Raw genomic sequence first — 23,576 nt, forward strand, 5'->3', positions numbered from 1 at the left:
CGCGTCATCGCGGTCGGGTCGGAGCGGGCGGTCCGGCCGGCCGGCTCGCGGGGGTGGTCTGCGGATGCGGGGCGGGGGCGGCGTCCGCCGGGGTGGCGAGGCCCGCCGTGGCGCCGAGGCCGTGCCGGGCGTACGCCCGGTGTCTGCGCATGGGGGCTCTCCTGTACGTCTTCGCGCCGCGTCGGCGCAGGAGGTGAGGTGACGGTGCGGCCAGGCGTGCGCCGTGGGCGCCGGTTTCCGCGCCGGTCGTCAGGCGTGCGGGACGGCGTTTCCGGCGGCGGTGCCGGAGCCGGCCGGCCGCATCGCTCCGCGCCCCGGACGGGCGGCGGTGCGCCTGCACACCGGGCGGCCGAAGCGCCGCGCGGGAGCGCCGCGGACACCTCGGCGGGGTTCGGGGTGCGGCCGAGCCCGGAAGCGGCTGCACCGCGGGCGCGACCGGCCCGGGCCGCGCGGAAGCAGGCGCGGCGGTGGTGGGGCGGGGCGTGCCACGGCCGGGGCCGGCTCCCGGAGCACCGTGGCCGCGAGAGCGGGCCCGGCGGCGGACGCGGGGCCCGGGGGCGTGGAATCCATGACCCGGTGGCCGCCCCAGGGTGTTCAGCCCGCCGGAACCGCGTCCGCCGGGTTCGTGTGCCAGTTCGTCACGACCGGCTGGTCCACGACGATGTTCCCCACGGACAGCGAGACGGGGTGCGGGTCGCCGTCGCTGACGGACACGATGACGGTGCTGTACTCGGTGCCGCCGTCGCTGTTCGTGGTCTTCGGGTTGACGCCGGCGTAGAGCGTGGTGCCGCCGCTCAGGGTGATCTCGCCGCCCGCGGACTGCTCGGCGGGGTGGGCCTCCGTACCCCCGGAGCCGAAGGCGACGACCGGCAGCCCGCCAGGCAGCACACAGGTGATGCCGGGCTTCGCGCTGACGCTGATCTGGAGGTAACCGCCGGCCTGGGTCATCGACTTCGCCGCCCAGCGCAGGTCGTTGGAGCCGCAGCTCTGGCCGTAGCCGGTCTTGTCGGCGGCGCCGCCGTCATCGGGCGTGCGGGCCGCGTCCGTGCCCGTGCTCTTGCCGCCACCGCCACCGCCGCTGCGGGCCGTGCCCGCCGTGCCGGCGGCCGACGGGCTTGCTTGGCCGCTGCCTGCACCGCCCGTCCCGGTGGCGCCGGACGACGGCTGGGAGGAGGAAGAGGACGTCGCCGTCGAACTGGCGGTGGACTTCGCCGAGTCGTCGCCGGTGGCGCCGGAGTCGTCCTGGCAGGCCGACAGGAACAGCCCGGCGCCGAGGACGGCGGAGACGGCGAAGGCGGCGCGGAAGCGGTGGTTCATGAGGGGTCCTCTCGATCGGCGGGCACCTGACGGCGCCCTGGGTGACTGCCTCGTCCGATCAGCACAACGGGAGCACCCAGGGATCAGTTCGATGCGGTGGCGCCTTCAGGACGGCTCCGGCACACGGCTGTTACAGAACACACCCGAACCTGGGCGATTACCGCCGGTTTGCCCGTGGTTGGGCCTGGTGTGAGGTGGCTGCGCGAACGGCCGGCGAGGCAACGGGGCTCACCAGGGCGTGCCGCATCCGGTTCCCTCCGCGCGGTGCTTCACCCGCGTCCAGGGAGGGCTGTCACCGTCACGTCCCGGGGTGGCCGTGGCCGTTCGTCGACGGGAGGACACGCAGTGAAGGGTGGGACAGCCCGCTCGTCGCGCCCTCTGCCGAAAGTCGTAGCGGTCGCCCCGGAGACCTGTCCTTCGCCGGATCCGCACAGCGGCCGGCGTCCGGGAGGGTGGCCACCTGTCCTGCCGGAAACCGGAGCAACTGCCGCATGAACGTGAACCTGACCATCGAAGCGCCCTACGTCCTGGGCCCCGCCCTCGCCATCCTGTTCCTGCCGCTCGGCATCCTGCTGCCTCTCCTCACACCGGCCCATCCCAACTCGGCAGGCCAGTTCGCGATGGCGGCGGCAGGGTACGAGGCGCTCCGCAAGCCGTAACCGCCCGTATCCTTTCGTGTTCTCGGGGCCGGCGCCTTGGCGCGTCGGCCCCTTCGCGTTTTCCGTACCGGCCGAGTGCGCCCTCGATGTGACGCAGATCACGGGAAGCGGAGCCGGACTTCCGACAGGTTTCAGAAGTGAGCATTGACATGCGTGCCCGACTACGGGCGGGGGAACCAGCCGCGTTCGCCGAGTTGTTCGACAGTTACGCCCGTGGCGTGTACAACCACGCTTTCCGGCTGACCGCCGACTGGTCGGCGGCCGAGGACATCATGGCCGCCACCTTCATGGAGGCGTGGCGGCTTCGCCTGCGGATCGACTCCGAAGGCGGTTCGCTGCGCCCCTGGCTGCTCGGTATCGCCACCAACACGGCGCGCAACCAGTACCGCAGCAACCGCCGGTACCGGCGGGCGGCCCTCGCTACCGCGGCCGCCGAGCTGAACGTGCCGGACCACGCGGACGAGGTGACCGAGCAGATCGACGACCACCGCAGACTGGCCGTGGCCCTCCGGGCGCTCGCCACGCTGCGCAGACCCGAACGCGAGGTCATCGCGCTGTGCGTGGGAGAAGGACTCGACTACGAGGCCGCGGCGAAGGCGCTCGGGATTCCGGTGGGCACGGTCGCCTCCCGGCTGTCCCGCGCCCGCAAGAAGCTGCGCTCCCTCGCGGACGCCGAACTCGCCCGCCCCGCCGGGCCGGCAGCGGGTGCCGGCGCCGTCCCGGAGGACTTCGTACTCCACGCGACGCGCACCGGGCCGGCCGGACCAGCCGAAAAAACTCGCGGCAGACGGGAAGCCGGGGTGACCGGGCGACAGACAACAGGTGATCGGATCCACACCGTCCGGCCCGCACAGGAAGGAAACCGATGAACGCGAACACGCCCCGGCCCGGCCCGGCCGAGTGGGAGGAAGCCGCACGGCTGCTGTCCGGGACCGCGCGTGACCTGCCGGTGGGCCGCCATGAGCAGCACAAGGAGCGTCTGATGGCCCATATCGAGCAGGCACGGCGTACGCAGGACAGTCCCCCCGCCCCCGCGAAGGACCGCCGGGTGCGGCTGCCCCGCCCGGCGATCGCCCTGCCCGCCCTCGCCGCCGTCCTGGCCGCGGCCGTCGTAGCCGGGACCGCGATGTCCGGCGGGGACGGCGACGGGGACGGATCCGGCCTGCTCGCCGCCGGGCCGGCCCTGACCACGCGGCTCGGCGCCACCAGCCCCGACGGGGTGACCCGGCTGCTCGACCAGGTCTCCCTGGCGGCGGCGGAGGACGACCATCCGGCCGTCGGAGCGGGCCAGTACGTGTACATCGAGTCCAAGACGGCCGACACCTTCGTCAAGACCGTCGGCGACAAGAGCAGCCTGGCCAGCTACCCGCTGCACAAGCGTCAGGTGTGGCACTCCGCCGACGGGACGAAGGGATGGCTGATCGACCCGGCCGTCAACGACAGCCCGGAAGGGGAAACCCTCAGTCTCCCCGACGAGCAGGGCAACACCCCGGTCGCCGGCCTGAACAACCCGTCGTACGACTACCTGGCCAAGCTGCCCACCGATCCCGACGCGCTCCTGTCGAAGATCTACCGGGAGACCAAGGGCCAGGGGAACTCACCGGACCAGGAGGCGTTCACCACGATCGGTGACCTGCTAGGCGAGAGCTACCCGCCGCCCGCGCTCTCCAAGGCGCTGTTCAAGGCCGCCGCGAAGATCCCCGGCGTCGTCACCGTGAACGACGCGGTGGACGCCGCGGGTCGGCACGGCGTGGCGGTCGCCCGGCTGGACGAGACGAGCGGCCAGCGGGAGGAGTGGATCTTCGACGGCAAGACCCATGTGTTCCTGGGCGAGCGATCCGTCCAGGTGCGCAAGGTCCGCGGCCCGGAGGCAGAACTCGTCAAGCCCGGAACCGTCCTGTTCACCAGCGCCATTCTGCGCCGCGCCGTGGTCGACGGCATGAAGCAGGTGCCCACGCAAGCCGGGTGACGACCGCGGCGGGGCCCGAGCGGGGCACCGCGGCACCATGAAACGGCCGCCCACCGCGCCGCCCGAGAGGCGCCGCAAGGTGGGCGGCCGTACGTTCCTCAGGGCGGTGCGCCCGCCGCGCGCCGTGCGGGCCGGCGGCTGCTCGGCCGACGGAAAACCGCGGCGGGATGAACCAGCCCGGCCGGTCCGCCGTTGCAGGCGGTGAAGGCCGCCCGAGGAAGCGAGTGCGTCACCGTACAGAAGAAGCGCAGCGCCCCGCTGGGAACCGCTGCCACCTCTCCAGTCCTGACGGCAACGCCCGCGGAGCAGCCGTACACCGGGCCGGTCGGTTTCGACTGCGACAAGTGCGGCGACAAGCAGCTCTGGGCGACCGGCTGACGGCCGTCTCCGACCTTGCCGGGCTCGTACCGTCCCGGCCGACCAAGGAAGTCCAGGGTGTTGATCGACATATTGGCCGCCGTCGCGCTGCTGCTGTTCGTCATCGGTGTCATCGCCGACGCGAGGCGCTTCGCGAACGCCGTGCTGCTCGGCATCTTCCTCACGCTCATGGCGGTGGCCCACGGACCGGACCTCCTGGCCCTTCACCACGCCCTGGACGACACCTGGCTGACCAGCCCTGTCCTCGGAGGACTGGCCGTACTGCTGGTCTGCTGCCTGCTGATGGGCAACGGGGTGCGGATGGTACGCAAGGAGGGCAGCCGCCCGGCCAACCTCCTGACGCTCGTCGCGGGTCTCGGGCTCCTGTCGCTCCTGGTGCTGACCGTGGTGGCGTTCCTGACCGAGCAGCGCGCGCTGGTCGTCGCCGTCGTCATCGCGGCGCTGCTCACGTGCTATTTCGTCTTCCTCTTCGTGTGTTTCGCCGTGTACGGCTACGCCTACAGCCGCCTGGCCGTGCCGTCCGGCCTCGACTACATCGTCGTCCTCGGGTCCGGTCTGACCGGAGGTGACCGGGTGCCGCCGCTGCTCGCCGCCCGGCTGGACCGTGCGCACGCGGTGTTCGAGGCCCAGGTGGCCCGGGGCGGTGAGCCCGTGCTGATCACGTCCGGCGGTCAGGGCCCGGACGAGGCCGTACCCGAGGCGCACGCGATGGCCGACTACCTGGCGGCGCGCGGGGTGCCGGCCGGGAACCTGCTGCGTGAGACGGAGTCCGCCACCACCGCGGAGAACCTCCGCAACAGCAAGGCCGTCATGGACGAGCGCGGCAACGGCTACCGCTGCGCGATCGTCACCAACGACTTCCATGCCTTCCGGGCCGCGATCATCGCCCGGAGCGTGGGCGTCGACGCCCAGGTCCTCGGCTCCCCCACGGCGTCCTACTTCCGGCCCAGCGCGACCATGCGGGAGTTCGCCGCCGTCGTCCTGCACCACCGGTGGGTGCACCTGACGGTCTGCCTGTGCCTGGCCCTGGCCTGCTGGCTGATCCTCTTGTGACGGCCGGGTGCAGCGCACCCACGGTCGCTGCGCACCACGACCGCCCGTCGAAGCGTCCCGCGTCGGCCCAGCCGAGCCCCGCCCCGCCTCGCCCAGGCGGCCGACCGAGGCCGAACAGCCGGTTCCGCATCCCGTGACGGCGTCCCACGTCACTTGCGTTCCCGCAGGTGGGACGCCGTTTCGGCGTCCCACCCATCCCTGATACGCGGTGAGCGCCACCGGTGGGACACGTCATGCCGCAAGCTGAGCACATCGCAGCCGCCGCTCCGCCGACTCCACGGCGACCGGCCTGCGGCATCCACGTCCGACCCGCCCGGCGACGACTGCCGCGAGCATCCGCCGGCGGAGGTCACGCGGCGCCGGTGAGCGGCCGCCCACCCATCACGGGGAGAGATCATGAGCACCCAGCAGACGACCGTCCTGACCGCCGAGCGCACCGGCTCCACGGCCCCGCGGACCTCCGTACGATGCGAGGACGCGGACGCCGAGCGCTTCGTCCGCGAGCTGTACGCCGAGCACGGGACGGCTCTGCTGGCCTACGCGGCCCGTCGCCTGGACAACGACTGGCACCGCGCCCAGGACCTGGTGCAGGAAACCGCCGTACGCGCCTGGCGCCACGGCCCCTCGCTCAGCCTCTCCGCGGACGGTGTCCGGCCGTGGCTGTTCCGGGTCCTGCAGAACCTGGTGATCGACGAGCACCGGGCGCGGGCGGTGCGCCCCAAGGTGCCGCATCAACTGGACGACGTGGTCATCGCGGTCGGCGACGACACGGACCGGGTGCTGGCCGCGCAGCTGGTGCGGGAGGCGCTGGCGGACCTGACCGGCCGGCAGCGCGAGATCCTGCACGTCATGTACTTCCGCGGCCTCAGCGTGGCCCACGTCTCGGACCTCCTGGGCATCCCGCCGGGCACGGTGAAGTCCCGCACCTACTACGCGATGCGCGCGCTCAAGACGGCCCTGATCACCCGCGGCGTCCACGACTGAACGACCCGCCCCCCAGCCGGGGCCGACAGCCTCCCGGCACGTGTGTCCGCCCCCCAGAAGGCACGCCCCGACACCGAACCAACCAAGGCGGATGCCCGTTAATCCAAATGACGCGCACCGCCCAAACCACCGAGGACGGTCGCGTCACCGACCCCGACGCTTCCTTGCCTTTCTCAGCTCGCCGAGCAGCGTAGTGGCGCCCAGAGCGTCAAATGGGCGTCACGGATGGCGGACCAGCTTCCTCAACCAGTCGCTTCAGCACGACTGCCTGAGAGGCGGCTGCGGCGCGACCACTCCGTTCAGCTTGCACTGGGACTCCTCGGCCGAGGCTCGGACGCGGTTGGCAGAGCGCGTGCCCGCCGGTAACCGCCAGCTCGTGCTGTTCAACCTCCTCACTGGAGATCTTCGAAGAACGGGGTGTGAGCGTCATCCTTCAGTGACAGCTCGTTGCTTCGAGGCGTTGGTCTGGGGAGCGTCATCCGGACTTCAGTGGACGGCGGCGTGCAGGGATGCTGAGGTGGACAGCTGATCGCTGAACTCGGCGTTGGGTCTCGTCACCCTTCGCGCGGAGGAAGGTGAGGGTGAGATCAATGCCCTCGATCTCACCGAACCAGACGTCGGCCGCGGCCCGCATCCTGCGTTGCCGGAGGTCGGCTTCGAGCTCGGAGAGCCAGGCGAACATCTTGGAATTGACGTGGAGCCTTAGGCAGCGGATGCAAACGTGTTCGTGCTGGCATGGGGCGCCGTAGGGGCCCGCAGGAGCCCGCTCGACCTTGCGGCGCTCGAAATGCTCCTCGAACTCCGCCCACTCGTCAGAGGTGGTGTCTCGGTATTCGTCGGTGGGACGGATCTGGCGCCGGTGGTCCTGATAGGGGCAGATGACGCCTTTGTCGAACCCCGCGACGTAACCGCGAGTGGTCTGGACATTCAGGTGCCCGAGCAGGGCCGCACCGACGTGGATCAGCAGGCCGCTGTTGACGAGTTCGGTGATAAAGATCCGGCGGAAGTCGTGCGGGGTAAACTTCAGCCTCTTGAAGCCGGGATGCACTTCGGCGAGGGCGAGGTAGCGCCGCTCGACGCGGACGCCGGAGTGCCGCAGCGTCTCCACCGCTGCCCAGTCCTAGCGAGCTCGTGCACGGTAGGCGGTGAGACGTCGAGGGCTTCGGCGGGGGTTGGTGTTCACATCTGCCGGGCCGAGGTCAGGTCCGCGGTCTGCTGGTGGGACTGCAGGCCGGCGACGGCCTGGACGATATCGCTGATGTGTTCGCGGCGGCCGAGGTGGCGGGTCAGCGCCCGCCAGTTCTTCAGGTGGGCGATGCCGTGCTCGACCCGGATACGTCGCGAGGAGTGCGCTTTGCGCTGCCGCTCGTGCATTTCCTCGTACCAGTCCGGGGCGTTCTTCTTGAACTTGCGGTGCGGTGGCGTGATCACACGCCCGCCGGTCTGGGCGCCCAGGCCCTGGTAGCCGGCGTCGGCAAGGATCTCGACCGCCGGCCCGTCGGCCAGGAGCTGGACCAGCCCTGACTGGCGGGCCTGGGTGATGTCCGCGCAGCTGCCGGGCCTGGTCGGGCTGCAGAACAGCACGCGGCCGTTCCCGTCCGTGACGACCATGGTCTTGACGGCGTTCTGCCTGCTCTTGCCGGAGATGAACCTGTCCCGGTCCTTGCGTCCGGCGGCCGGCCGGCGGACACGGATCTCGGTGCCGTCGATGATCCCCATCTTCCCGTCGGCACCGAGGTGGTCGACGACCTCGGCCAGGGTCCGCAGCCGCACGCCCGGGCTGACGGTGCACCCTCGCCCGGCGAGCAGGGGGGGGGACGCACCTCGCCGATGGCACGGGTGATGGTGGAGCGGTCCACGCCGAACCAGCAGGCCAACACGTCATGAGTGACCCCGTGGCGCAGATGCACGAGCGTCGCCAGGAGCCGGTCGACGAACACCAGCCGGTGCTTCGCACCCCCGCCCACAGCACGCTTCCGCGGCCGCGACGCGAGCTTGGCCTGGTGTCGCTCGTGCCACAACGGCCCTAGCTCGGCTACCAGTTCGCCAATCACGTCGGCCGACAGGCCCGTGATCCTCCGGTCGCTGATGATCGCTGCACGAGACGCGTTCCCCACCACCACACGACCATGATCGACGATCGAAAACTGGACGCCTTACCGCCTACCGTGCACGAGCTCGCTAGAATCTGTTTTCGTCCTCGGCGGCGATGTGGACCATCTCGCCGCTGTCGTTGTTGCGCAGACGCGGCGGGATCAGTGCGGTGTGCCGACTGAGCTTACGATCGGCTTCGCTCAGCAAGCGTGTGTAGCTGGTGCCAGCGAAGGTGAACGACTCTCCCTCGACCCTTCCGCGGCGAACTGGAACAGCTGACGGAAGCGGTCGTAACGGGGAACTCGACGTGCTCGACGAGCACCGGCAGCAGCGGCTGACGCTGGCGGGTGCGTTCGGTGCTGTGTTCGTTGATGCCTTGGCGGCGAGCGCCGAGCCCGCGCAGCTGGGAAGGCGGGACCGGGCAGGGAGCGATCCACGTAGGCCACCGCTCGGGTTTCTGGGCGGCCCAGGTGTGCAGGTTGTAGTAGAAGCTGCGGACGGAGATGACCAAGCTGTCCGCCCCGGCACGCGGAGGGCCGTTGTCCTTGACGGTGATCATCTGCCGCCAGGCGGCGTGGATCTCCGGAGAGATCAGCAGATCGCCCTGATCGGCATTGAGGCGTTCGATCTCCTCCCAGAAGTGTGGACCAGGTGCAGGACCTGGTTCTTCAAGGCGGCGTAGTCGGAGTCCGCGCGCCGCCGAGTGAAGTAATCGATCAGTACCCCGCGCACCGCCTGGTTCCGGATCGGGTAGAGGTCGACGAGCTCCTCGACACTCTTCTGGCCCCGCATGAGGGCGGCGCGCATCGTTGCCGGAACGGTCGGTGGGATGTGGAGGAGCCGGACGGCCAGGCCGCGCTGCTGCCGCGTTGACATACCTACGTCCCGGGTCTCGACTACCAGCTTTGCGGCCGACCGCGAACCGCTGCGGGGCAGGTCACCGAACGGGCGGGGGGTGGCGTGGCCGTGATGGCCGGCTCGGCTGCCATCGGGCCGCCGACGAAGCGGCTGGGGTAGTCCAGGCCTTCGGCGATCGGGCCGTGGCGGCGGCTGACGCCGACGGTGGGGCTCGCGGCGGTCTAGGCACCGAACACCGCCGCGATGTCGTCGGCGGTGTAGCCGGTCGGGTAACTCACCTGGGCGCGGCTGTTTGTAGCGTCCCAACAGGCGTCGAAGATCTCCTCGACCCGCACCGCCGCGTGGCGCAGCACCGCTTGCACCTCGGGCATCGTGACTTTACCGCTGTTGGCCGTCCGATGGGCCGCGGTGTGGCGCAGGTCGTGAAGCGTCCAGTTCGTGCGCAGGCTCTACTGGGCCCGCTGCACCACCCGACGCATCTTCCAGTAGGGCAGAGGCCGGTCCTGGCCGTGCCGCGTGCGCCAAACGGGCTCGCCGGCCTCCGGCGTACCGACGCTGTCCAGGTAGCGGGCCAGCCGGACACATGCCTCCGGCGAAATCAGCACGAGCTCGCGTTCCCGGGTGCCCTTGGTAACGACGTAGAGGTTCGGCTTGGCCCACTGGCAACTTCTGACACCGCCTGGCCCGGCCCGACACTGGCTTGGGCGCCCGCGGGCTCAGGTGGGTCAAGGCCCGGCGTCGCTTGAGGAGGCGGGCACCGGGTTCGTTACCGTACCTCGTCCGTAGTACGCATGGAACGTGTAGAAGCCGCGGACCACCGACAGGGCGTGATGGATCGTCGTCGGTGCGCACCCAGAGCTGAGGTAGGGCTTCCCGATCCGGGGATTGACCGTACCCGGAGGCGGCGACTGCGGGTTGTGCCATCGGCGCTGCGGGTTCGGGACCGTACGCACCAGCCGGTCAGGACGGCCGTCTCCGCCTCGGTCGCCCGTTCCCAGACGACGTCGAGCAGCCAAAGCAGCCGGAACCACTGCAGCATTCCGAACCCGTAGCTACGGGCGGTCAGCGGGCTGCTGTCACTCAGCACCAGGTCGCGCAGGTATGCGGTGACCGGCTCCACCTCGCAGCCGAGGCCGTTGACAACCATGAAGGGAGGGTGGGCGGCCTCACCGGTTTCCACCACGGCACCAGCACGGGGGCAGCTGGGTCCGACGCTCCATCAGTTCGTGACGTGGATCCACTTCGTTCTCCCTGATCGTGATGACCAACACCGCGATCAACGAGGAGAATAAGTGCAGATAAGCGTGCGCCACAACAAGCGGTTGGCGGATGCACTAAGAAACCAGAACGATACGACGATCAGCTCGGCGGCGGAAAGCACGGGGCGCCGATACCTACCCGGTAGCGGTCGTTGCGCACCTCCAGATGGGCGGCGCGAGTGCAGTCACCTGCGCCTGATCCCGAACCGCCCCATCAACCCAGCTCGGTCATCCTTTATACGGCAGCAGGTCGTTGAAGAGATCGCCCGTGTAGTCCCTGGTCCGGTCGGCAGCGTGGTGCACCAGTCTTGGCAGAGCCGCGAAGCAGCGCACCCGAGTGCGTTACGACCTCCGTCGTCACCGCGTCGCCCTACGGTTTCGGCACGTCGTCCGCCTCCGATGTCCCTCCTGGTCGAGAAACTGACCGGTGAATCGGTGGGCCCGCTCCCGTCATCGGCGTCGAAGACGAATGCGGGTCGACAGAGGCTGCCCTGGAATCGGATCCGCTGCCGGTGGCGTGACGGACTCCTCGATCAGTCCAAGAAGGCACTCGCACTATTCCTTCGTCCCTAGACGGTTTCCTACCGCTGCTATGCGTGTCATCGCCGACTGACACTGCACCATCCGTCACTATTGCGACAACGTCTCGCATGCTCGATGCACTAGCCTTTGCGGGTGATGAAGCTGCCCGATGTGATACATCGCGCCGCCGCGTCACCGCCCGTGCTTCATGTCACCGCGCCAGGTGGCACCAATTCGGAGACGGTCACCCGATCGCTCATAGAAGTCGGCACGGTGAACGACTCCGGCTCGCCCCGCATTCAGCACGTAACCGGAGTTGACCGTGATCGAAAACGCCGCGCCCGCTACCGTAGCGCTGCCTGATCTCGTACGCGAGGTCGTCACCGTTGCTGCGGCAGCCGAAATTCTTGAGAAGACCCGCTTGCACGGCTGCAACCCGCGCAAGTTGGATACCTCTCACGCCCGGCGGCTCGCTCGTGACATGTGCAGCGGTAGCTGGGACGACTACAACCCCGACGTCCTGTCTCTGTGCAGCCATGGAGCTGCAATCCAGGGACAGCACCGCCTCGAAGCGGTCATCATCAGCAAGACGCCCCGCAGTTTCCTTGTCGCTCGGGACGTGCCACATGGTGCGGCAACAACGATGGACTGCGGCAAGGCTCGATCGGCTGCGACCGCACTGTCCCTGATGGGTGTCGACGGGCATCGCAAGGACATCTCTTCGACCATCCGGCTGCTGCAGAACTACGACGTCGAACGCAGCAAAGTCGCCTGGCCCGCATGGCGGTCGATCGTGTACACGAATGCCGAGATCGTACGGTTCTTCCAGTCTGAGTACTCCGACCTGCCGGACTTCCTGCCACAGATGACCGCCCTGAAGAGCGGCGTCTACTCCTCCGCGCCAGCGTCACTGGCATGCGCGTACCTGGTCCACAGGGACGGCGGGAGCACCTCGCACGCGGACGACTTCCTCCAGGGCCTGATCTCGGGAGCCCACCTGGACACAACCGACCCCAGGTGGATCGCGCGCCGATACTTCCACAGCCCGGCCCGACCACGACGCGGCAACATCACCAGCCCCCTCCACCTGGGACTGCTCCTGAAGACGTGGAACCTCTGGGTCACCGGCCAGACTTGGGAGATCGCCAACTTTCGCGCGACACAACGCATGCCCGACATCGTCGACGTCAAGGCGCCAGGTCCGGCACAAGCGCAGCAAGCCTTCAGGAATCCGAGCGAGGACGGACCCGTCATTCCACGCCGCCGAGCTGCAGACCGAGCCGCCGTCACTGGACAGACCATGGGCACGATGCACCTGCCCATGGATGAGGGCTTCCCTGTATGAGATGCGTATCCCGGACACGACGATGGCGTTTGACCGCTCGCCCTGCACGACCTGTTCACAAACCGCTACCGGGTCCCACGGCGTCGGCGGGCGGACACGCAACGCCATGCCCCGCCGGCTTCGGACGTGGTTGCCTGCTTGCACATCGACGTGGACGTGCGTCAGGCCCCTTCGACTCTGCCCCCTGGTCGGTCGGCACGCTTGGTCGTCCCCTGTGGCGAGGCCATTACGGAGTGTCGCTGCGACCAGTGGCTGGGATGAGCTGCTGTCACGGCATTGCCGGTGCAGCGGCACGCGCAGCGAGGACCGATATCGCGGTGATGCCGCTCCATACCCGACAGGCCGTCGATGGTGTCCCGCTCTGATCGACTGGGCAAGAACAGGCTGGCGCAAGCGGAACGTCTGTTGACGCTGCTGCCGGCAAGCCGTGGTCGTCCGTATCCGGCGTAACGCCGAATCATCGATCAGATGGTCCCACCGGCGGCACCTCGTTGCGCCACTCGGTTTCACCTGGCCACGCCACGACATCGATATAAGCCACAGACATTGAACCGCGGTGGTGTGGCTGATCATATGAAGGTGGGAGCCCTTACCGAGAGGGCTCCCACCACCTTCCGTGCCCTGTGAAAGGTGAAACACGGTCATGAGCTACTTTTCCAGATCCGGCGCCACTTCGCGCTGGCGCAGGCCCCCTGGTCATACTGTCCCTCATCCGGACGCAGTTTCACCGATCTGCAATGTCCCTTCACACCTGCAGCCTCCCGAAAGCGCCCCTCTCGCAGTGGCCCGGCACAATTCATTGCTCGAACAGCGCACCCTCCTCGTGTTGTGCACCGCGGTCACCCTTGCGAACAGCGTGGGCTACATCGTGGCGTCCGTCATGGGCAATCCACTGGCAGGGCTGGTCGCAGGAGCCTGCGTACTCGGCGGAACCATCAGGTTCTTCCATGAACATACGGGCTGACACCACCGGCGACTGACTACAGGCCCTTGCCGAGCTGACGGTGCACCGCCCGCCTCGCCGTCAACCGTGCCCCATTTTCGATCCAAAAAACAAAGCCGATCCTCGGCAAGGCGGGCAATACCCACCGCGCTGGGCTCACTTCACAGAGCAAGGTCACCCGGTCCAGTAACGTGAGCCCGCTCCTGATCGCGCAGACACGAACTGTGGCTATGGGAAATGCCACTCCAATCGTCCCCTATCTCGATCCATCGGAGTCTGACATGAACGACGAGAGCATGTCTTCCTCTGCACCGCTCCCCTTGCCGGTGCGTGAAACCGTCACCCCTGCTACGGCAGCCGAAATCCTTGAGAAGACACGCCTCCACGGCTGCAACCCGCGCAAACTGGATTCCTCTCACGCCCGGCGGCTCGCTCGAGACATGTGCAACGGTAGCTGGAACGACTACAACCCCGATGTCCTGTCTCTGTGCAGCCATGGAGCTGCAATCCAGGGACAGCACCGCCTCGAAGCGGTCATCATCAGCAAGACGCCCCGCAGCTTCCTTGTCGTCCGGAACCTGCCACATCAGACAGCCACCACGATGGACTGCGGCAAGGCGCGCTCCGCCGCCACCGCGCTGTCCATGGTGGGTGTCGAGCGGCACCGCAAGGACATCTCTTCGACCGTCCGGCTGCTGCGACTCTACGACACCGAACGCAAGAAGGTTGCCTGGCCCGCATGGCGGTCGGTCGTCTACACCAATGCCGAGATCGTGAGATTCTTCCAGTCGGAATATGCCGACCTGCCGGACTTCCTGCCACACATGACTGCCCTAAAGAGCGGTGTGTACTCAGCCCCCGCAGCGTCACTGGCATGCGCGTACCTGGTCCACCGGGACGGCGGGAGCACCTCGCACGCGGACGACTTCCTCCAGGGCCTGATCTCCGGAGCCCACCTGGACACAGCCGACCCCAGATGGGTTGTCCGCCGATACTTTCAGAATCCGGCCCGACCACGACGCGGCAACACTGTCAGCTCACTTCAGCTGGGACTGCTGCTCAAGACGTGGAATCTGTGGATCTCTGACGGAGTCTGGGAGATGGCGTACTTCCGACCCAACGAGCGTATGCCCGAAGTCATCCGTGCTGGCTCGGCATGCAGAACTACCGAAGTGCAGCACGAATCAACTGACCCGGACAGTAAGAAGATGCCCTTGTCACCACGTCGCACCGCACGCCGGACCCGTGTGCCCGACCAGAACACCAACACGGCTCAGGTGCGCTCCTGAACCATCCGTGCCGGGCTTGTGCCGAGTTGAGGCAGCGTGGGTCACAAGGCGGCAGTCGCCGCCAGCTAGCGGGCGCAGGACGCGGCCGACATCGACTGCCTGTCTGACAAGGCATTCCACCCTGTCCTGGTCACCTACCCGCCAGCAGAAACGGGTTCGCCATGTCGTCTGTCTCCCCGCCTGCCAGACGTTGTGCCCCGCTCTCGCGGTGTCCGGCGCCCAGCCTGCGTTCGTTCAGCCTAGCTAGCCCGACGTGCCACCCTCGGCAGCTGTCTGCTATCGATAGCAGCTACAGCTGACGCTGCTCCACAAACCTCGTCGCGCGGGGCGCCTTATCTCCCGGGCGCGTGATGCGGCCCTGTGTAAGGAGATAGTGGAAATGGGCAGGCGCACGGCGTGGATCCACACGAACGGCCAGCGCTTCGCCTCTCACTACCATGACAGTCTGCCTGGATCGACCCCCGGGGGGCTTCCCCTGGATGGGCAGCCGCAGCCCGTCCTCGCGATCGGAGAGGGTGGCGGACTACCGGAGGACATCTCCTGTGGCGCGCCGACGCGAGCCCTCACATTGAACACTGGCTGCATACGTACAGTGGCGCCGGCAGCCTGGGGCTACCGGGTCTGCTGGGAGCAGGTGATCCGCAAGTGGTTCAGCTTCCGCGAACGCAAAGCGGACGTGGAACGGCAGACCCCATTGAACGACATCCTCCGACCTGGCCTCCCCGTGACCTGCTGGACCCCATTCAACGCGCTCGGACTCCCTCGTAGACATGGAACCCCGACAGGATGTCGAGCCCTCAAGGGCAAACCCCAACGCGCAGTACGGCACCGCAGGTCGGGCGCCCTTCTTCACCGACTCAGGAATCGCCACGCACTCCACATGATGCGTCATAGGAAACACGTTACGAGGGACATCGGCGGCTTCTCCATGCCTATGAACACCAAGATTGCCGATCGGACTGCACGGCAATCGTCGTCGTGCCCGGCACGACCTCGTGACAGACACCGCTAGCACTCCATCGGATGCCAGTGTGACGTTGCCGTCGGCGAGGCCGGAGACGCACACGGGAATGAGGCATCCGCTGCCGGCGAAGAGACTCCGGACGGCACGCAGCAGGGCAGCGCTCAGCACGGGCGACGCGAGGTCCGCGGTGGGATAGCCGGCCGGTGTCCCCACGGGGTCCCCGGCCGCGATCCCGGGATCGCGGCCGGGAGGGGCACACCCTGCTCATCCAGTTTCGTGGTTGGCCTTTGAGCCATAGACGGTCAGAAACCCATCGGCCGCGGGTGTGGCGTGGCATGGGGATCGCTGGACCACACGAGGCGCAGCTCGATGTTCTCGGGGCCGACGATGGACCGGATCAACCGTGCTGCCCACCCGTTCCAGTAGACGTACGTCCTGTTGTCCGGCAGGCGGAAGCACGGTGCGTCTAGCGGTAGTTCCGCGGGCACAAATACCGTGCGCTCGATTTCTCCTGCCTCGTCCGGAGGGGAGGACGCATTCTTGTCGAGGCAGTCGGCGACCACCGTAGGAACGTACGCGTAGTAATCACCGGGCTGCGTGCCCGGTGCGGTTACGGGAATGTAGTAGCCGAAGTCCTGGAACCGGGAGCGGGTCTCCTCGGTGAGCCGACGGCTCAGCACCGGGGCAGCCGGATGTCCGCTCGGATACTCCGCCGCCATGCCCTTCGGGTTCCCATGCCACTCGCTGGAAACGCCAGGAGGGAGGTCGTTCGCTTCGCTGTCGAGTTCCCAACCGATGACCGGTCTGCCGTCGATGAGGAGCCCCTTGAAATGATCGCCGAAGGGCGGGACGAGGCGGAATACCTCTAGGGGCGACTCGGATGGTTCGATCATGGTGCCGTCCAGTGTGCGGTCGAGTCCGGAGCGCCGTTCTTGAGCTCGCGGAGAATGTCCGTTCCGATCCTACGGAGTTCGGATCGCAAGGAGTTGGCGATGGTCTCGTTACTTGCGCCGCGCTGCTGCAGCATCTGCACCCGAGCGTTCAGGTGGTCTTCGATGCGCTGCAGGAAGGCGCCCCGGTGCGTGTAATTGTGCGGCGTGGGATGGTCGAGTGGGACGCCGTTGGAGGCGTCGTTGATGTCCACCCCGTACTGCTGGAGGAGCTGGCGGGCACGGGCGCCCGGTGACCAGTGGCCTTTCGCGCCGCCGGACGGCACGATGTGCGCGGCGGCCTGCCCGGGCCGGAAGGTGACCCCGTTGGCCTCCATGTTGCCGCGCAGGATCTTGGCGTTCTCCTTGCACGTGGCAAGGCCGAACAGATCAAGCCAGGTCGCCGGGTTGAGGACGTACGCGCACGGGTTGGGGCCCGGTTCCAGGCCGAGGGGGTCGGGGGATACGTAGCGGGCGGTCTCGGGGTCGTAGTGGCGGAAGTAGTTGTAGTGCAGGCCACCGGTCTCGGCGTCGACGTACTGGCCGGGGAAGCGCAGCGGGGTGTCGGCGAGGGCGCCGGTGTTCGGTGCGGTGGTGCCCCAGGTGGTGGTGCGGGTGTGCCAGGCGATCTCGCCGTCTTCGGTGACGAGTTCGGTGGGGGTGCCGATCAGGTCGGTGACGATGGCGAAGAAACGGGAGTCGACCTCGGTGTCCGACAGTGGCTTGCGCTCGTACTGCGCGAGGGGGCGGTGTCCGTCGTACTCCCAGGTGACGGTGACGCCGGTCGCCGTATGGGTCTCCTCGGCGAGACAGGTGCCGTCCCAGGCGAAGCGGATCTCGTCGAGCCGTGTGACGCCGTCGTCGGCCAGCCGGTACTTGGCGGTGCGGCGGCCGAGCGGGTCGTAGCGGTAGTGCCAGGTCCGGCCGTCCGGGGTGGTGCAGGACGTCAGCCGGTTCTCCGCGTCCCACGTGTACTGCCAGGTCTCGGGTGTGCGGGACAGACGCTTCTTGGTGCGGGAGGTCAGGCGTCCGGCCCGGTCGTAGCGGTACGTGGTGTTGCCCGCGCGCACCAGGCGAGTGCCGGAATAGGTGCGCTGTCCGCGTGCGTCGGGGTCGGCCGGGTGGTCGGGCCAGTGGGCGCCGGTCTGGTTTCCTGCGCTGTCGTACGTGTACTGCTCGTGCCAGCCGCCGCTGTTGGCGGTGGTGGTCAGGGGTCGGCCGACCGGGTCCAGGGTGTGCGTGAGGATGCGGCCGGTGACCTGCTCGGCGAGTTCGGTCAGCTGGCCGTCCGGGCGGTAGGTGTAGCGGCGGTCGCGCAGGAACCGCCGGTCGGCGCCGCTCCGGGCGCTGAGTGTCTGCCGGGTGAGCCGGCCGAGGCCGTCGCGGACCGAGGAGAGCAGTACCCGCTGCCCGATGGTGCGTTCGGTCTCCTGGCCGAGGAGGTCGTGGGCGAAGGCGATGCCGTGCCGGGTGTCCAGTGAGAGACGGGTGCGGTTGCCGAACTCGTCCCAGTCGACGCTGGTTCGCGCGCCGGTCGGGGTGGTGCGGCCGACGCGCTGCCCGGCGTCGTCGTACCGGTAGTGCGTGGTGTGCCCGTCGACGGTCTCGGCGAGCAGCCGGCCCAGGGCGTCGTAGGAGCGGGTCAGGGCCGAGTCCGGGGAGCGCACGCCGGTCAGCCGGCCCGCGGTGTCGTACGTGTAGCTGGTACGCAGGCCCGAGACCTCTCTCGCCACGAGACGGCCGACCTCATCCCGGACGAACGTGAACACGTCACCGGCCGCCGTGCTGGTGGAGACGAGGAAGCCGGCCGGGTCGTGGGCGAAGGTGGTGCGGCGTCCGTCGAAGTCGGTCTCGGCCACCACCTCGCCGCGCGCGTTGAGGGAATACCCCCAGGTCGAACCGAGCGGGTCGGTCACGCCCGTCAGGCGGCGCTCGGTGTCATGGGTGAAGGTATAGGTCGCGCCGTCCGGGGTGGTGCGCGAGGCGAGAAGGTCGAAGGGGCCGTAGGTGAAGGTGGTCACCCCGCCGATGGGGTCGGTGTGCCCGACGCAGTTGCCCTCTCCGTCGTAGGCCCAGGACTCGCGGCTGCCGTCCGGGGCGGTGAGCACGATCAGGCGGCCCTCCGCGTCCCAGGCCATGCTGGTGACTCCGCCGAGCGGGTCGGTGACGGTGAGCGGGCGGCCCAGGGTGTCGCGGGCGCAGGAGGTGGTCGCGCCGCGCGCGTCGGTGACCGAGACCGGGAGGCCGGCCGCGTCCGCGTCGACGGACAGGGTGGTGCCGCGCGGATCGGTGATGCCGGCGAGGGCGCCGGTGGTGTGGTGGGTGAAGGTGGTGGCCGTGCCGTCGGGGGTGTGGACGGCGAGGCGGTTGCCGCGCGGATCGAAGTCCTGGCGGGTGACGGTGCCGTCCGGGCCGGTCACCTCCACGGGAAGGTGCAGAGCGTTGTAGGAGAAGCGGGTGGTGGCGCCGTCGGCGGCGATCACCGCGGTGAGGTCGCCCTCGTCGTTCCACTCCCACCGGGTGGTGTGCCCCGAGGGGTCCGTACGGCTGAGCGGATGGTCGCGGGTGTCCCACTGGTGGTGGGTGGTGTGCCCGAGCGGGTCGGTGACCGCGACGATCCGGCCGTGGTGGTCGGCGCGGTAGGTGGTGGCGTGGCCGAGGGAGTCGGTGTAGGTGGCGGACGTGGTGCCGTCCTCGTCCGGCCCGCTGTACGTGATGCGGGAGTTCAGGATGCCGTCGGTGCCGTGGGTCTCGACGACCCGGCCCGAGTCGTCGTAGACGTACGTGAACCTGGTGCCGTTGGAGTCGTGCCAGCCGGTGATGCGGTGCGCGTCGTCGTAGGTGAAGCGGGTGAGCGCGCCGACGGCGTTGGTCACCTCGGTGAGGTCGCCGCTCTCGTCGTATCCGTACCCGCGCAGCCGGAGCGGTCCGTCCTCGGTGACGGCGTGCAGGCCGGTGACGCGACGGCTGTCCGGGTCGGTGGTGATCGTGAGGCGGTAGCCACCGGAGTGGGTGACTTCCCGCAGTGCGTCGTCCTCGGCCCGCTCGACGCTGACGTGGTTGTGGTTGCGGTCCTCCGTCTTCGTCAGCCACCACACGTCCGCGCGTGCCTGGGAGGGTTCGAAGTGCCGGGTCAGGCCCGTGTACGGGTCCTGCACCACCAGCGCGTACGAGGTGCCCCGGGACACGTATGTCAAAGGCAGCCGCTCGCCCGCGACCGGTTCTACGCGGTCTCCCACGATGTCCGGGGTGCGGGGGTAGTAGAGGCTGGAGCCGTCCTCGCGGCGCCACCACACTCCGTCCGCCTCCGGATCCCGCTCCAGGCGCTCGTCCAGACTGGAGGCCCAGGACGGGCCGAAGCCGATGCCGTGGGTGTAGCCGGACAGGTGAGTGCGGTGCAAGGCCAACGGGAGGACGCCGGGCAGGTCGGCGTCGGTCTGGGCGAGGATCATCTGGCCGGTGGCCATGTCGATCGGGTCACCGCAGGTGAACTTGTTCACCAAAGCACGTGCCCGCCGGGACAGTTCCTCCCGGGACTGCTTCTGACCGTCCCCCCGTGCGGACCCGCCGCCGGAGCCGGGCAGTGCGTGGCCGTCGCCGTCACCGTGTTCGCCGGTCGTGATGGCGGCCACCTTGTCGCGGACACCCAGGTCGTTGTGCTTGTGCAGCCGCGAGGTGGCCTTGACCCGGTCCGGCACGGTCTCCGTGATGTGCGTGGTGATCCGCTTCAGGGCCTTCTCCGAGCCCTGTATCGCGCCGTGCAGCACGCTGTCGAAGACTTTCGTGAACGGGTCGCGGCCCTTGCTGCGGCCGAAGGCCCCCTTGACCCGGTCCAGCGGGGAGGATGCGGCGGTGCGCATGTCGCCGCCGTGCCGGGAGACCCGGTGCGCGCCGTGCTCGAACTCGGCGTGGTCGATGCGGAGGTTCTTGCCCCCACCGGAAGAACCGGAGCCGCCTGCCGAGGCGAGGTGCATGCCGCCGTGTCCGCCCCCGCCACCGTCACCGCCACCGGAAGCGCCGCCACCACCGCCACTGGAAGCGCCGCCGGCCGGCATGGAGAACGCGCCCTCGGCCAGATCGAGGACCATGTCCTCGACCATCGCCTCCAGTTTGGCGTTGACCGGTTCGGTGACCTTGGCGATCACCTCGTCCACGATCCGGTCCACCGCCTCGTCGATGATCCGCTTGACCGCCTGCCGCATCGCCGCGATCTCGGCCGCGCCCAGGACCGCCGACAGACCGCCGGTCACCCACGCGAGCCCGATCGAAAGGCCGACCGACCCGGCCATCATGGCCAGTTCGGCCTCGGCCTTGGTCTTCATCCAGAAGATGATCTCGGCGAGGGCGTCGCACGCGTCCGCGAACAGCCGGGCCAGCTCGGGCAGTTTCTCCAGATGGCTCGCCTGGATCCTGGCCCAGTGCTTTTCCATCGCCTCCACGGCCCAGCCCTCCGAGGAGGACAGGAGCCGGGAGAACGCCAGGTGCGCATCGGCACCGTGCCCCTCGAACCGGTCGGCGAAGTCCCGCATGGCCTCGGCCATTTCGCGGTAGTCGTCCTCGTCGACGTTCGGGAAGTTGATCCCTATGAAGTCCAGGACCTCGTCCAGCCAGCCCGGGATCGTGTAACCCACCCTCGTCCAACCCCCACCAAGCGCGGCAGTTCACCTAGCACGTCATTACGAACAATGACGCGAGTGCATGAACACTAGTTCCTGCGGTTCCGTGGTGTCGGCGGGCCCACCGGGGGCTGTCCTGCGGCTACTTCGGCGGAGACGTCGGCGCGGTTAGACTCGCTCGGTGATCAGTCTGCGGAGGGTCCCGGTGCTGTGGCGCCGATGGGACGTCACGATCCTGGATCTCTCGCTCGGGCTCTTCTTCCTCGTCCAGTCGTTCCTGCCGGTGTTCGCCCGGCACGGAACGCAGCTCGGCGGCGTGCCGCCCCGCCCGTTCGACGGGGTGACCGTGCTGGCCGTCGCCCTCGAATGCCTCCCGCTCGCCGTGCGCCGGCGACGGCCGGTCCTCTGCCTCGCCCTGGTGTCGCTCGGTTTCGCCGTCGATCAGCTGCGCGGTTACCACTTGGTCGCCGGCACCGCGCTGCTCGTCGCGCTGGTGAACGCGGGATGCTTCGTAGAGCGACGCCGGCACGCCACCGCGCTGCTGTTCTCCGTGGCGTACGCGGTGCTGGCCGTCGCCCTCTCCCGTCTCGGCTCGGGCGAACCCGCGAGCGAGTTCCTCATGTGCTACCTGATCATGGCCTTCGGTTGGTGCGCCGGGGCGTGGTTGCGCTCCTTCCGGGCCGCGGAGGCCGAACGCCGTCGTCGCGTCGCCGAGGAGACCCGCGCGGCCGAACGCAGGCGGATGGCCCGCGAGCTGCACGACGTGGTGACCCATCATGTGACGGCGATGGTCGTGCAGGCCGAGGCGGCACGCTATCTGACCGCCGCGCCCGACCGGCTCGACCAGGCCCTGACCGCCGTGTCCGGCACCGGCCGGCAGGCCATCGGGGACCTGCGGCACCTGCTCGACCTGCTCGACCCCGGCTATCGCGCCGGGGGGACGGAGACGGCCGGGCCCGGCACGCCGCCGGCCGGCAAGTTGCTCGTGCTGGTGGAGCAGACGCGCCGGGCCGGGCAGCCGGTGGAGTTCACCGAGCAGGGCACACCGCCGGAGCCGGTCGGCAGTGCCGGCCTCGTGGCCTACCGGGTGGTGCAGGAATCCCTGACGAACGCCCTCAAGTACGCCCACGGCAGCCGCACCTCGGTCCGGGTGCGCCACGGCGAGCAGGAGATCACCGTGGAGGTCAGCACGGACGAGTCCGGCTCCCGGGCGGCATCCCCGGGCGGGAGCGGACGGGGCCTGGCCGGGCTGCGCGAACGGGTCGGCGTCCTGGGCGGCGACTTCAGCGCCCACCCGAGAACGGGCGGCGGTTTCGTCGTCCGGGCACGGATACCTGCGGGGAACCCGTCGTGACCACGCCGACAAGGGTCCTGGTCTGCGACGACCAGATACTGATCCGCACCGGGCTGGTGACGATCATCGATGCCCAGCCCGACCTGGAGGTGGTGGGCGCGTGCGGGGACGGGCAGACCGCGGTCGACCTCGCCGGCACCTTGCACCCGGACGTCGCGGTGATGGACGTACGCATGCCGGTGCTCGACGGCATCGAGGCCACCCGGCTGCTGGCCGGCGCCGGGGTGCGGCATCCCGTCAAGGTGCTCGTGGTGACCACGTTCAACCTGGACGAGTACGTCTACGAGGCGCTGCGCGCGGGGGCGAGCGGGTTCCTGCTCAAGGACGCGCCACCGGCCCGACTGCTGGACGGCATCCGGACCGTGGCCGCGGGCTCGGCACTGCTGGACCCGGAGGTGACGCGCCGGCTCGTGGGCCGGTACGCCTCCCGCATCCGGCCCGCCGAGGACGCTCCGCAGGACATCCCGCTGACCCCCCGTGAGCTGGAGGTCCTCCGTCTCATCGCGAACGGCCTGTCCAACAGCGAGATCGCCGCGACCCTGGTATTGAGCTGGGAGACCGTCAAGACCTTCGTGTCCCGCATCCTCACCAAACTCGGCCTCCGCGACCGCGTCCAGGCGGTCGTCTACGCCTACCGCCAGGGCCTGGTGACCTGACACCCGCGCAGACGGCGTCATGACCGGGGCAACCGGCTGCTCCCCCGCCGTCCGGTGCCCGCACCCGAGCGGGTGCCGACCTTCCCGGCCTGCCCGGCAACAGCCACGTGACAGGCCACGGCCGGGCCGCCCGTACACCGCCGGTCCCGGCCCCTCCCCGGCCGGCACCGGGACCTGCCGGCCGGTGACCAGCCCGCCGCCCGGCCGGTGCGGCACCGGGACCGGCTCACCGACCTCACCGACCTCACCGACCTCACCGACCTCACCGACGTACGCGACCAGGCACGCGCACAGGGCGACGCACCACCATGAGAGGCCCCCCATTGCGCCGCTGAGGTGAGTTCGGCCGGCGTCGGGTGCCGGACCGGGCAGGAATCAGTGCATCCG

At 69.1% G+C, this 23,576-nt stretch carries 19 protein-coding genes and 1 pseudogene; 11 read left to right on the plus strand and 9 right to left on the minus strand.

The window, feature by feature from the left end:
• Nucleotides 1–4: 4 nt before the first annotated feature.
• Complete coding sequence (locus tag ACH4OA_RS17920) at nt 5–151, minus strand: hypothetical protein (RefSeq protein ID WP_365873651.1); 147 nt, start codon at nt 149–151, stop codon at nt 5–7.
• A 443-nt stretch (nt 152–594) separates the two neighbouring features.
• A complete protein-coding gene (locus tag ACH4OA_RS17925; protein ID WP_397969702.1) occupies nt 595–1,317 on the minus strand; it encodes a DUF4232 domain-containing protein in 723 nt (240 codons plus the stop codon).
• A gap of 491 nt (nt 1,318–1,808) precedes the next feature.
• On the opposite strand from ACH4OA_RS17925, the gene ACH4OA_RS17930 reads away from it, so the two are divergent.
• The 6 genes from ACH4OA_RS17930 (at nt 1,809) to ACH4OA_RS17955 (ending at nt 6,360) form a co-directional block, all read left to right on the plus strand.
• Entirely contained in the window at nt 1,809–1,976 is a 168-nt protein-coding gene (locus ACH4OA_RS17930; RefSeq protein WP_397969703.1) for a hypothetical protein, read from the plus strand.
• Between the two features lie 149 nt (nt 1,977–2,125).
• The gene (locus ACH4OA_RS17935; protein ID WP_397969705.1) at nt 2,126–2,845 is read left to right on the plus strand and encodes an RNA polymerase sigma factor; all 720 of its coding nucleotides are present in this window, start codon (nt 2,126–2,128) and stop codon (nt 2,843–2,845) included.
• Nucleotides 2,842–3,945, plus strand: coding sequence for a CU044_5270 family protein (locus ACH4OA_RS17940; protein WP_397939052.1), 1,104 nt, complete (start codon nt 2,842–2,844; stop codon nt 3,943–3,945). The genes ACH4OA_RS17935 and ACH4OA_RS17940 overlap by 4 nt, the downstream gene beginning before the upstream one ends.
• Before the next feature lie 192 nt (nt 3,946–4,137).
• Nucleotides 4,138–4,323 (plus strand): hypothetical protein, encoded by a 186-nt coding sequence (locus ACH4OA_RS17945; RefSeq protein WP_397969706.1) that lies wholly within the window; start codon nt 4,138–4,140, stop codon nt 4,321–4,323.
• Nucleotides 4,324–4,380: 57 nt separating this feature from the next.
• Nucleotides 4,381–5,376, plus strand: coding sequence for a YdcF family protein (locus tag ACH4OA_RS17950; RefSeq protein WP_397969708.1), 996 nt, complete (start codon nt 4,381–4,383; stop codon nt 5,374–5,376).
• 396 nt (nt 5,377–5,772) lie between these two features.
• Nucleotides 5,773–6,360, plus strand: coding sequence for a sigma-70 family RNA polymerase sigma factor (locus tag ACH4OA_RS17955; protein ID WP_397969709.1), 588 nt, complete (start codon nt 5,773–5,775; stop codon nt 6,358–6,360).
• A gap of 475 nt (nt 6,361–6,835) precedes the next feature.
• Here the strand turns inward: ACH4OA_RS17955 and ACH4OA_RS17960 are convergent, their stop codons facing one another.
• The 5 genes and pseudogenes from ACH4OA_RS17960 to ACH4OA_RS17980 all read right to left on the minus strand — a co-directional run bounded on the left by ACH4OA_RS17960 (nt 6,836) and on the right by ACH4OA_RS17980 (nt 9,683).
• Nucleotides 6,836–7,468, minus strand: coding sequence for a tyrosine-type recombinase/integrase (locus ACH4OA_RS17960; protein ID WP_397969711.1), 633 nt, complete (start codon nt 7,466–7,468; stop codon nt 6,836–6,838).
• Between the two features lie 71 nt (nt 7,469–7,539).
• The gene (locus ACH4OA_RS17965; RefSeq protein WP_397969712.1) at nt 7,540–8,133 is read right to left on the minus strand and encodes a transposase family protein; all 594 of its coding nucleotides are present in this window, start codon (nt 8,131–8,133) and stop codon (nt 7,540–7,542) included.
• A gap of 107 nt (nt 8,134–8,240) precedes the next feature.
• Nucleotides 8,241–8,483, minus strand: a pseudogene (locus ACH4OA_RS17970) (transposase); the annotation flags it as partial.
• Nucleotides 8,484–9,045: 562 nt separating this feature from the next.
• Nucleotides 9,046–9,330: a hypothetical protein gene (locus tag ACH4OA_RS17975; RefSeq protein WP_397969714.1), complete on the minus strand. Its 285-nt coding sequence runs from the start codon at nt 9,328–9,330 to the stop codon at nt 9,046–9,048.
• Nucleotides 9,331–9,533: 203 nt separating this feature from the next.
• On the minus strand, nt 9,534–9,683 hold the full coding sequence (locus ACH4OA_RS17980; RefSeq protein WP_397969716.1) for a hypothetical protein: 150 nt from the start codon (nt 9,681–9,683) through the stop codon (nt 9,534–9,536).
• A 1,732-nt stretch (nt 9,684–11,415) separates the two neighbouring features.
• Between ACH4OA_RS17980 and ACH4OA_RS17985 the strand changes: the two genes are divergently transcribed.
• The 3 genes from ACH4OA_RS17985 (at nt 11,416) to ACH4OA_RS17995 (ending at nt 15,682) form a co-directional block, all read left to right on the plus strand.
• The gene (locus tag ACH4OA_RS17985; RefSeq protein WP_397969718.1) at nt 11,416–12,438 is read left to right on the plus strand and encodes a hypothetical protein; all 1,023 of its coding nucleotides are present in this window, start codon (nt 11,416–11,418) and stop codon (nt 12,436–12,438) included.
• A 1,224-nt stretch (nt 12,439–13,662) separates the two neighbouring features.
• Nucleotides 13,663–14,670, plus strand: a complete 1,008-nt coding sequence (locus ACH4OA_RS17990) for a hypothetical protein (RefSeq protein WP_397969720.1) — start codon at nt 13,663–13,665, stop codon at nt 14,668–14,670.
• Nucleotides 14,671–15,004: 334 nt separating this feature from the next.
• Nucleotides 15,005–15,682 carry a type ISP restriction/modification enzyme gene (locus tag ACH4OA_RS17995; protein WP_397969835.1) on the plus strand — a complete coding sequence of 226 codons (678 nt, stop codon included), beginning with the start codon at nt 15,005–15,007 and terminating at the stop codon, nt 15,680–15,682.
• A 254-nt stretch (nt 15,683–15,936) separates the two neighbouring features.
• On the opposite strand, the gene ACH4OA_RS18000 is transcribed toward ACH4OA_RS17995, so the two are convergent.
• Nucleotides 15,937–16,527, minus strand: a complete 591-nt coding sequence (locus ACH4OA_RS18000; RefSeq protein WP_397969721.1) for a hypothetical protein — start codon at nt 16,525–16,527, stop codon at nt 15,937–15,939.
• Nucleotides 16,524–21,194 (minus strand): DUF6531 domain-containing protein, encoded by a 4,671-nt coding sequence (locus tag ACH4OA_RS18005; protein WP_397969723.1) that lies wholly within the window; start codon nt 21,192–21,194, stop codon nt 16,524–16,526. Before ACH4OA_RS18005 ends, ACH4OA_RS18000 begins: the two co-directional genes overlap by 4 nt.
• A gap of 166 nt (nt 21,195–21,360) precedes the next feature.
• Between ACH4OA_RS18005 and ACH4OA_RS18010 the strand changes: the two genes are divergently transcribed.
• Together ACH4OA_RS18010 and ACH4OA_RS18015 are read left to right on the plus strand one after the other, a co-directional pair.
• Nucleotides 21,361–22,533, plus strand: a complete 1,173-nt coding sequence (locus ACH4OA_RS18010; protein WP_397969725.1) for a sensor histidine kinase — start codon at nt 21,361–21,363, stop codon at nt 22,531–22,533.
• A complete protein-coding gene (locus tag ACH4OA_RS18015; RefSeq protein WP_397969727.1) occupies nt 22,530–23,189 on the plus strand; it encodes a response regulator in 660 nt (219 codons plus the stop codon). The genes ACH4OA_RS18010 and ACH4OA_RS18015 overlap by 4 nt, the downstream gene beginning before the upstream one ends.
• The last annotated feature ends 387 nt before the right edge of the window (nt 23,190–23,576 follow it).

Origin of the sequence: Streptomyces sp. NPDC017095 (assembly GCF_044332325.1) — a bacterium.
Taxonomy (GTDB): domain Bacteria; phylum Actinomycetota; class Actinomycetes; order Streptomycetales; family Streptomycetaceae; genus Streptomyces.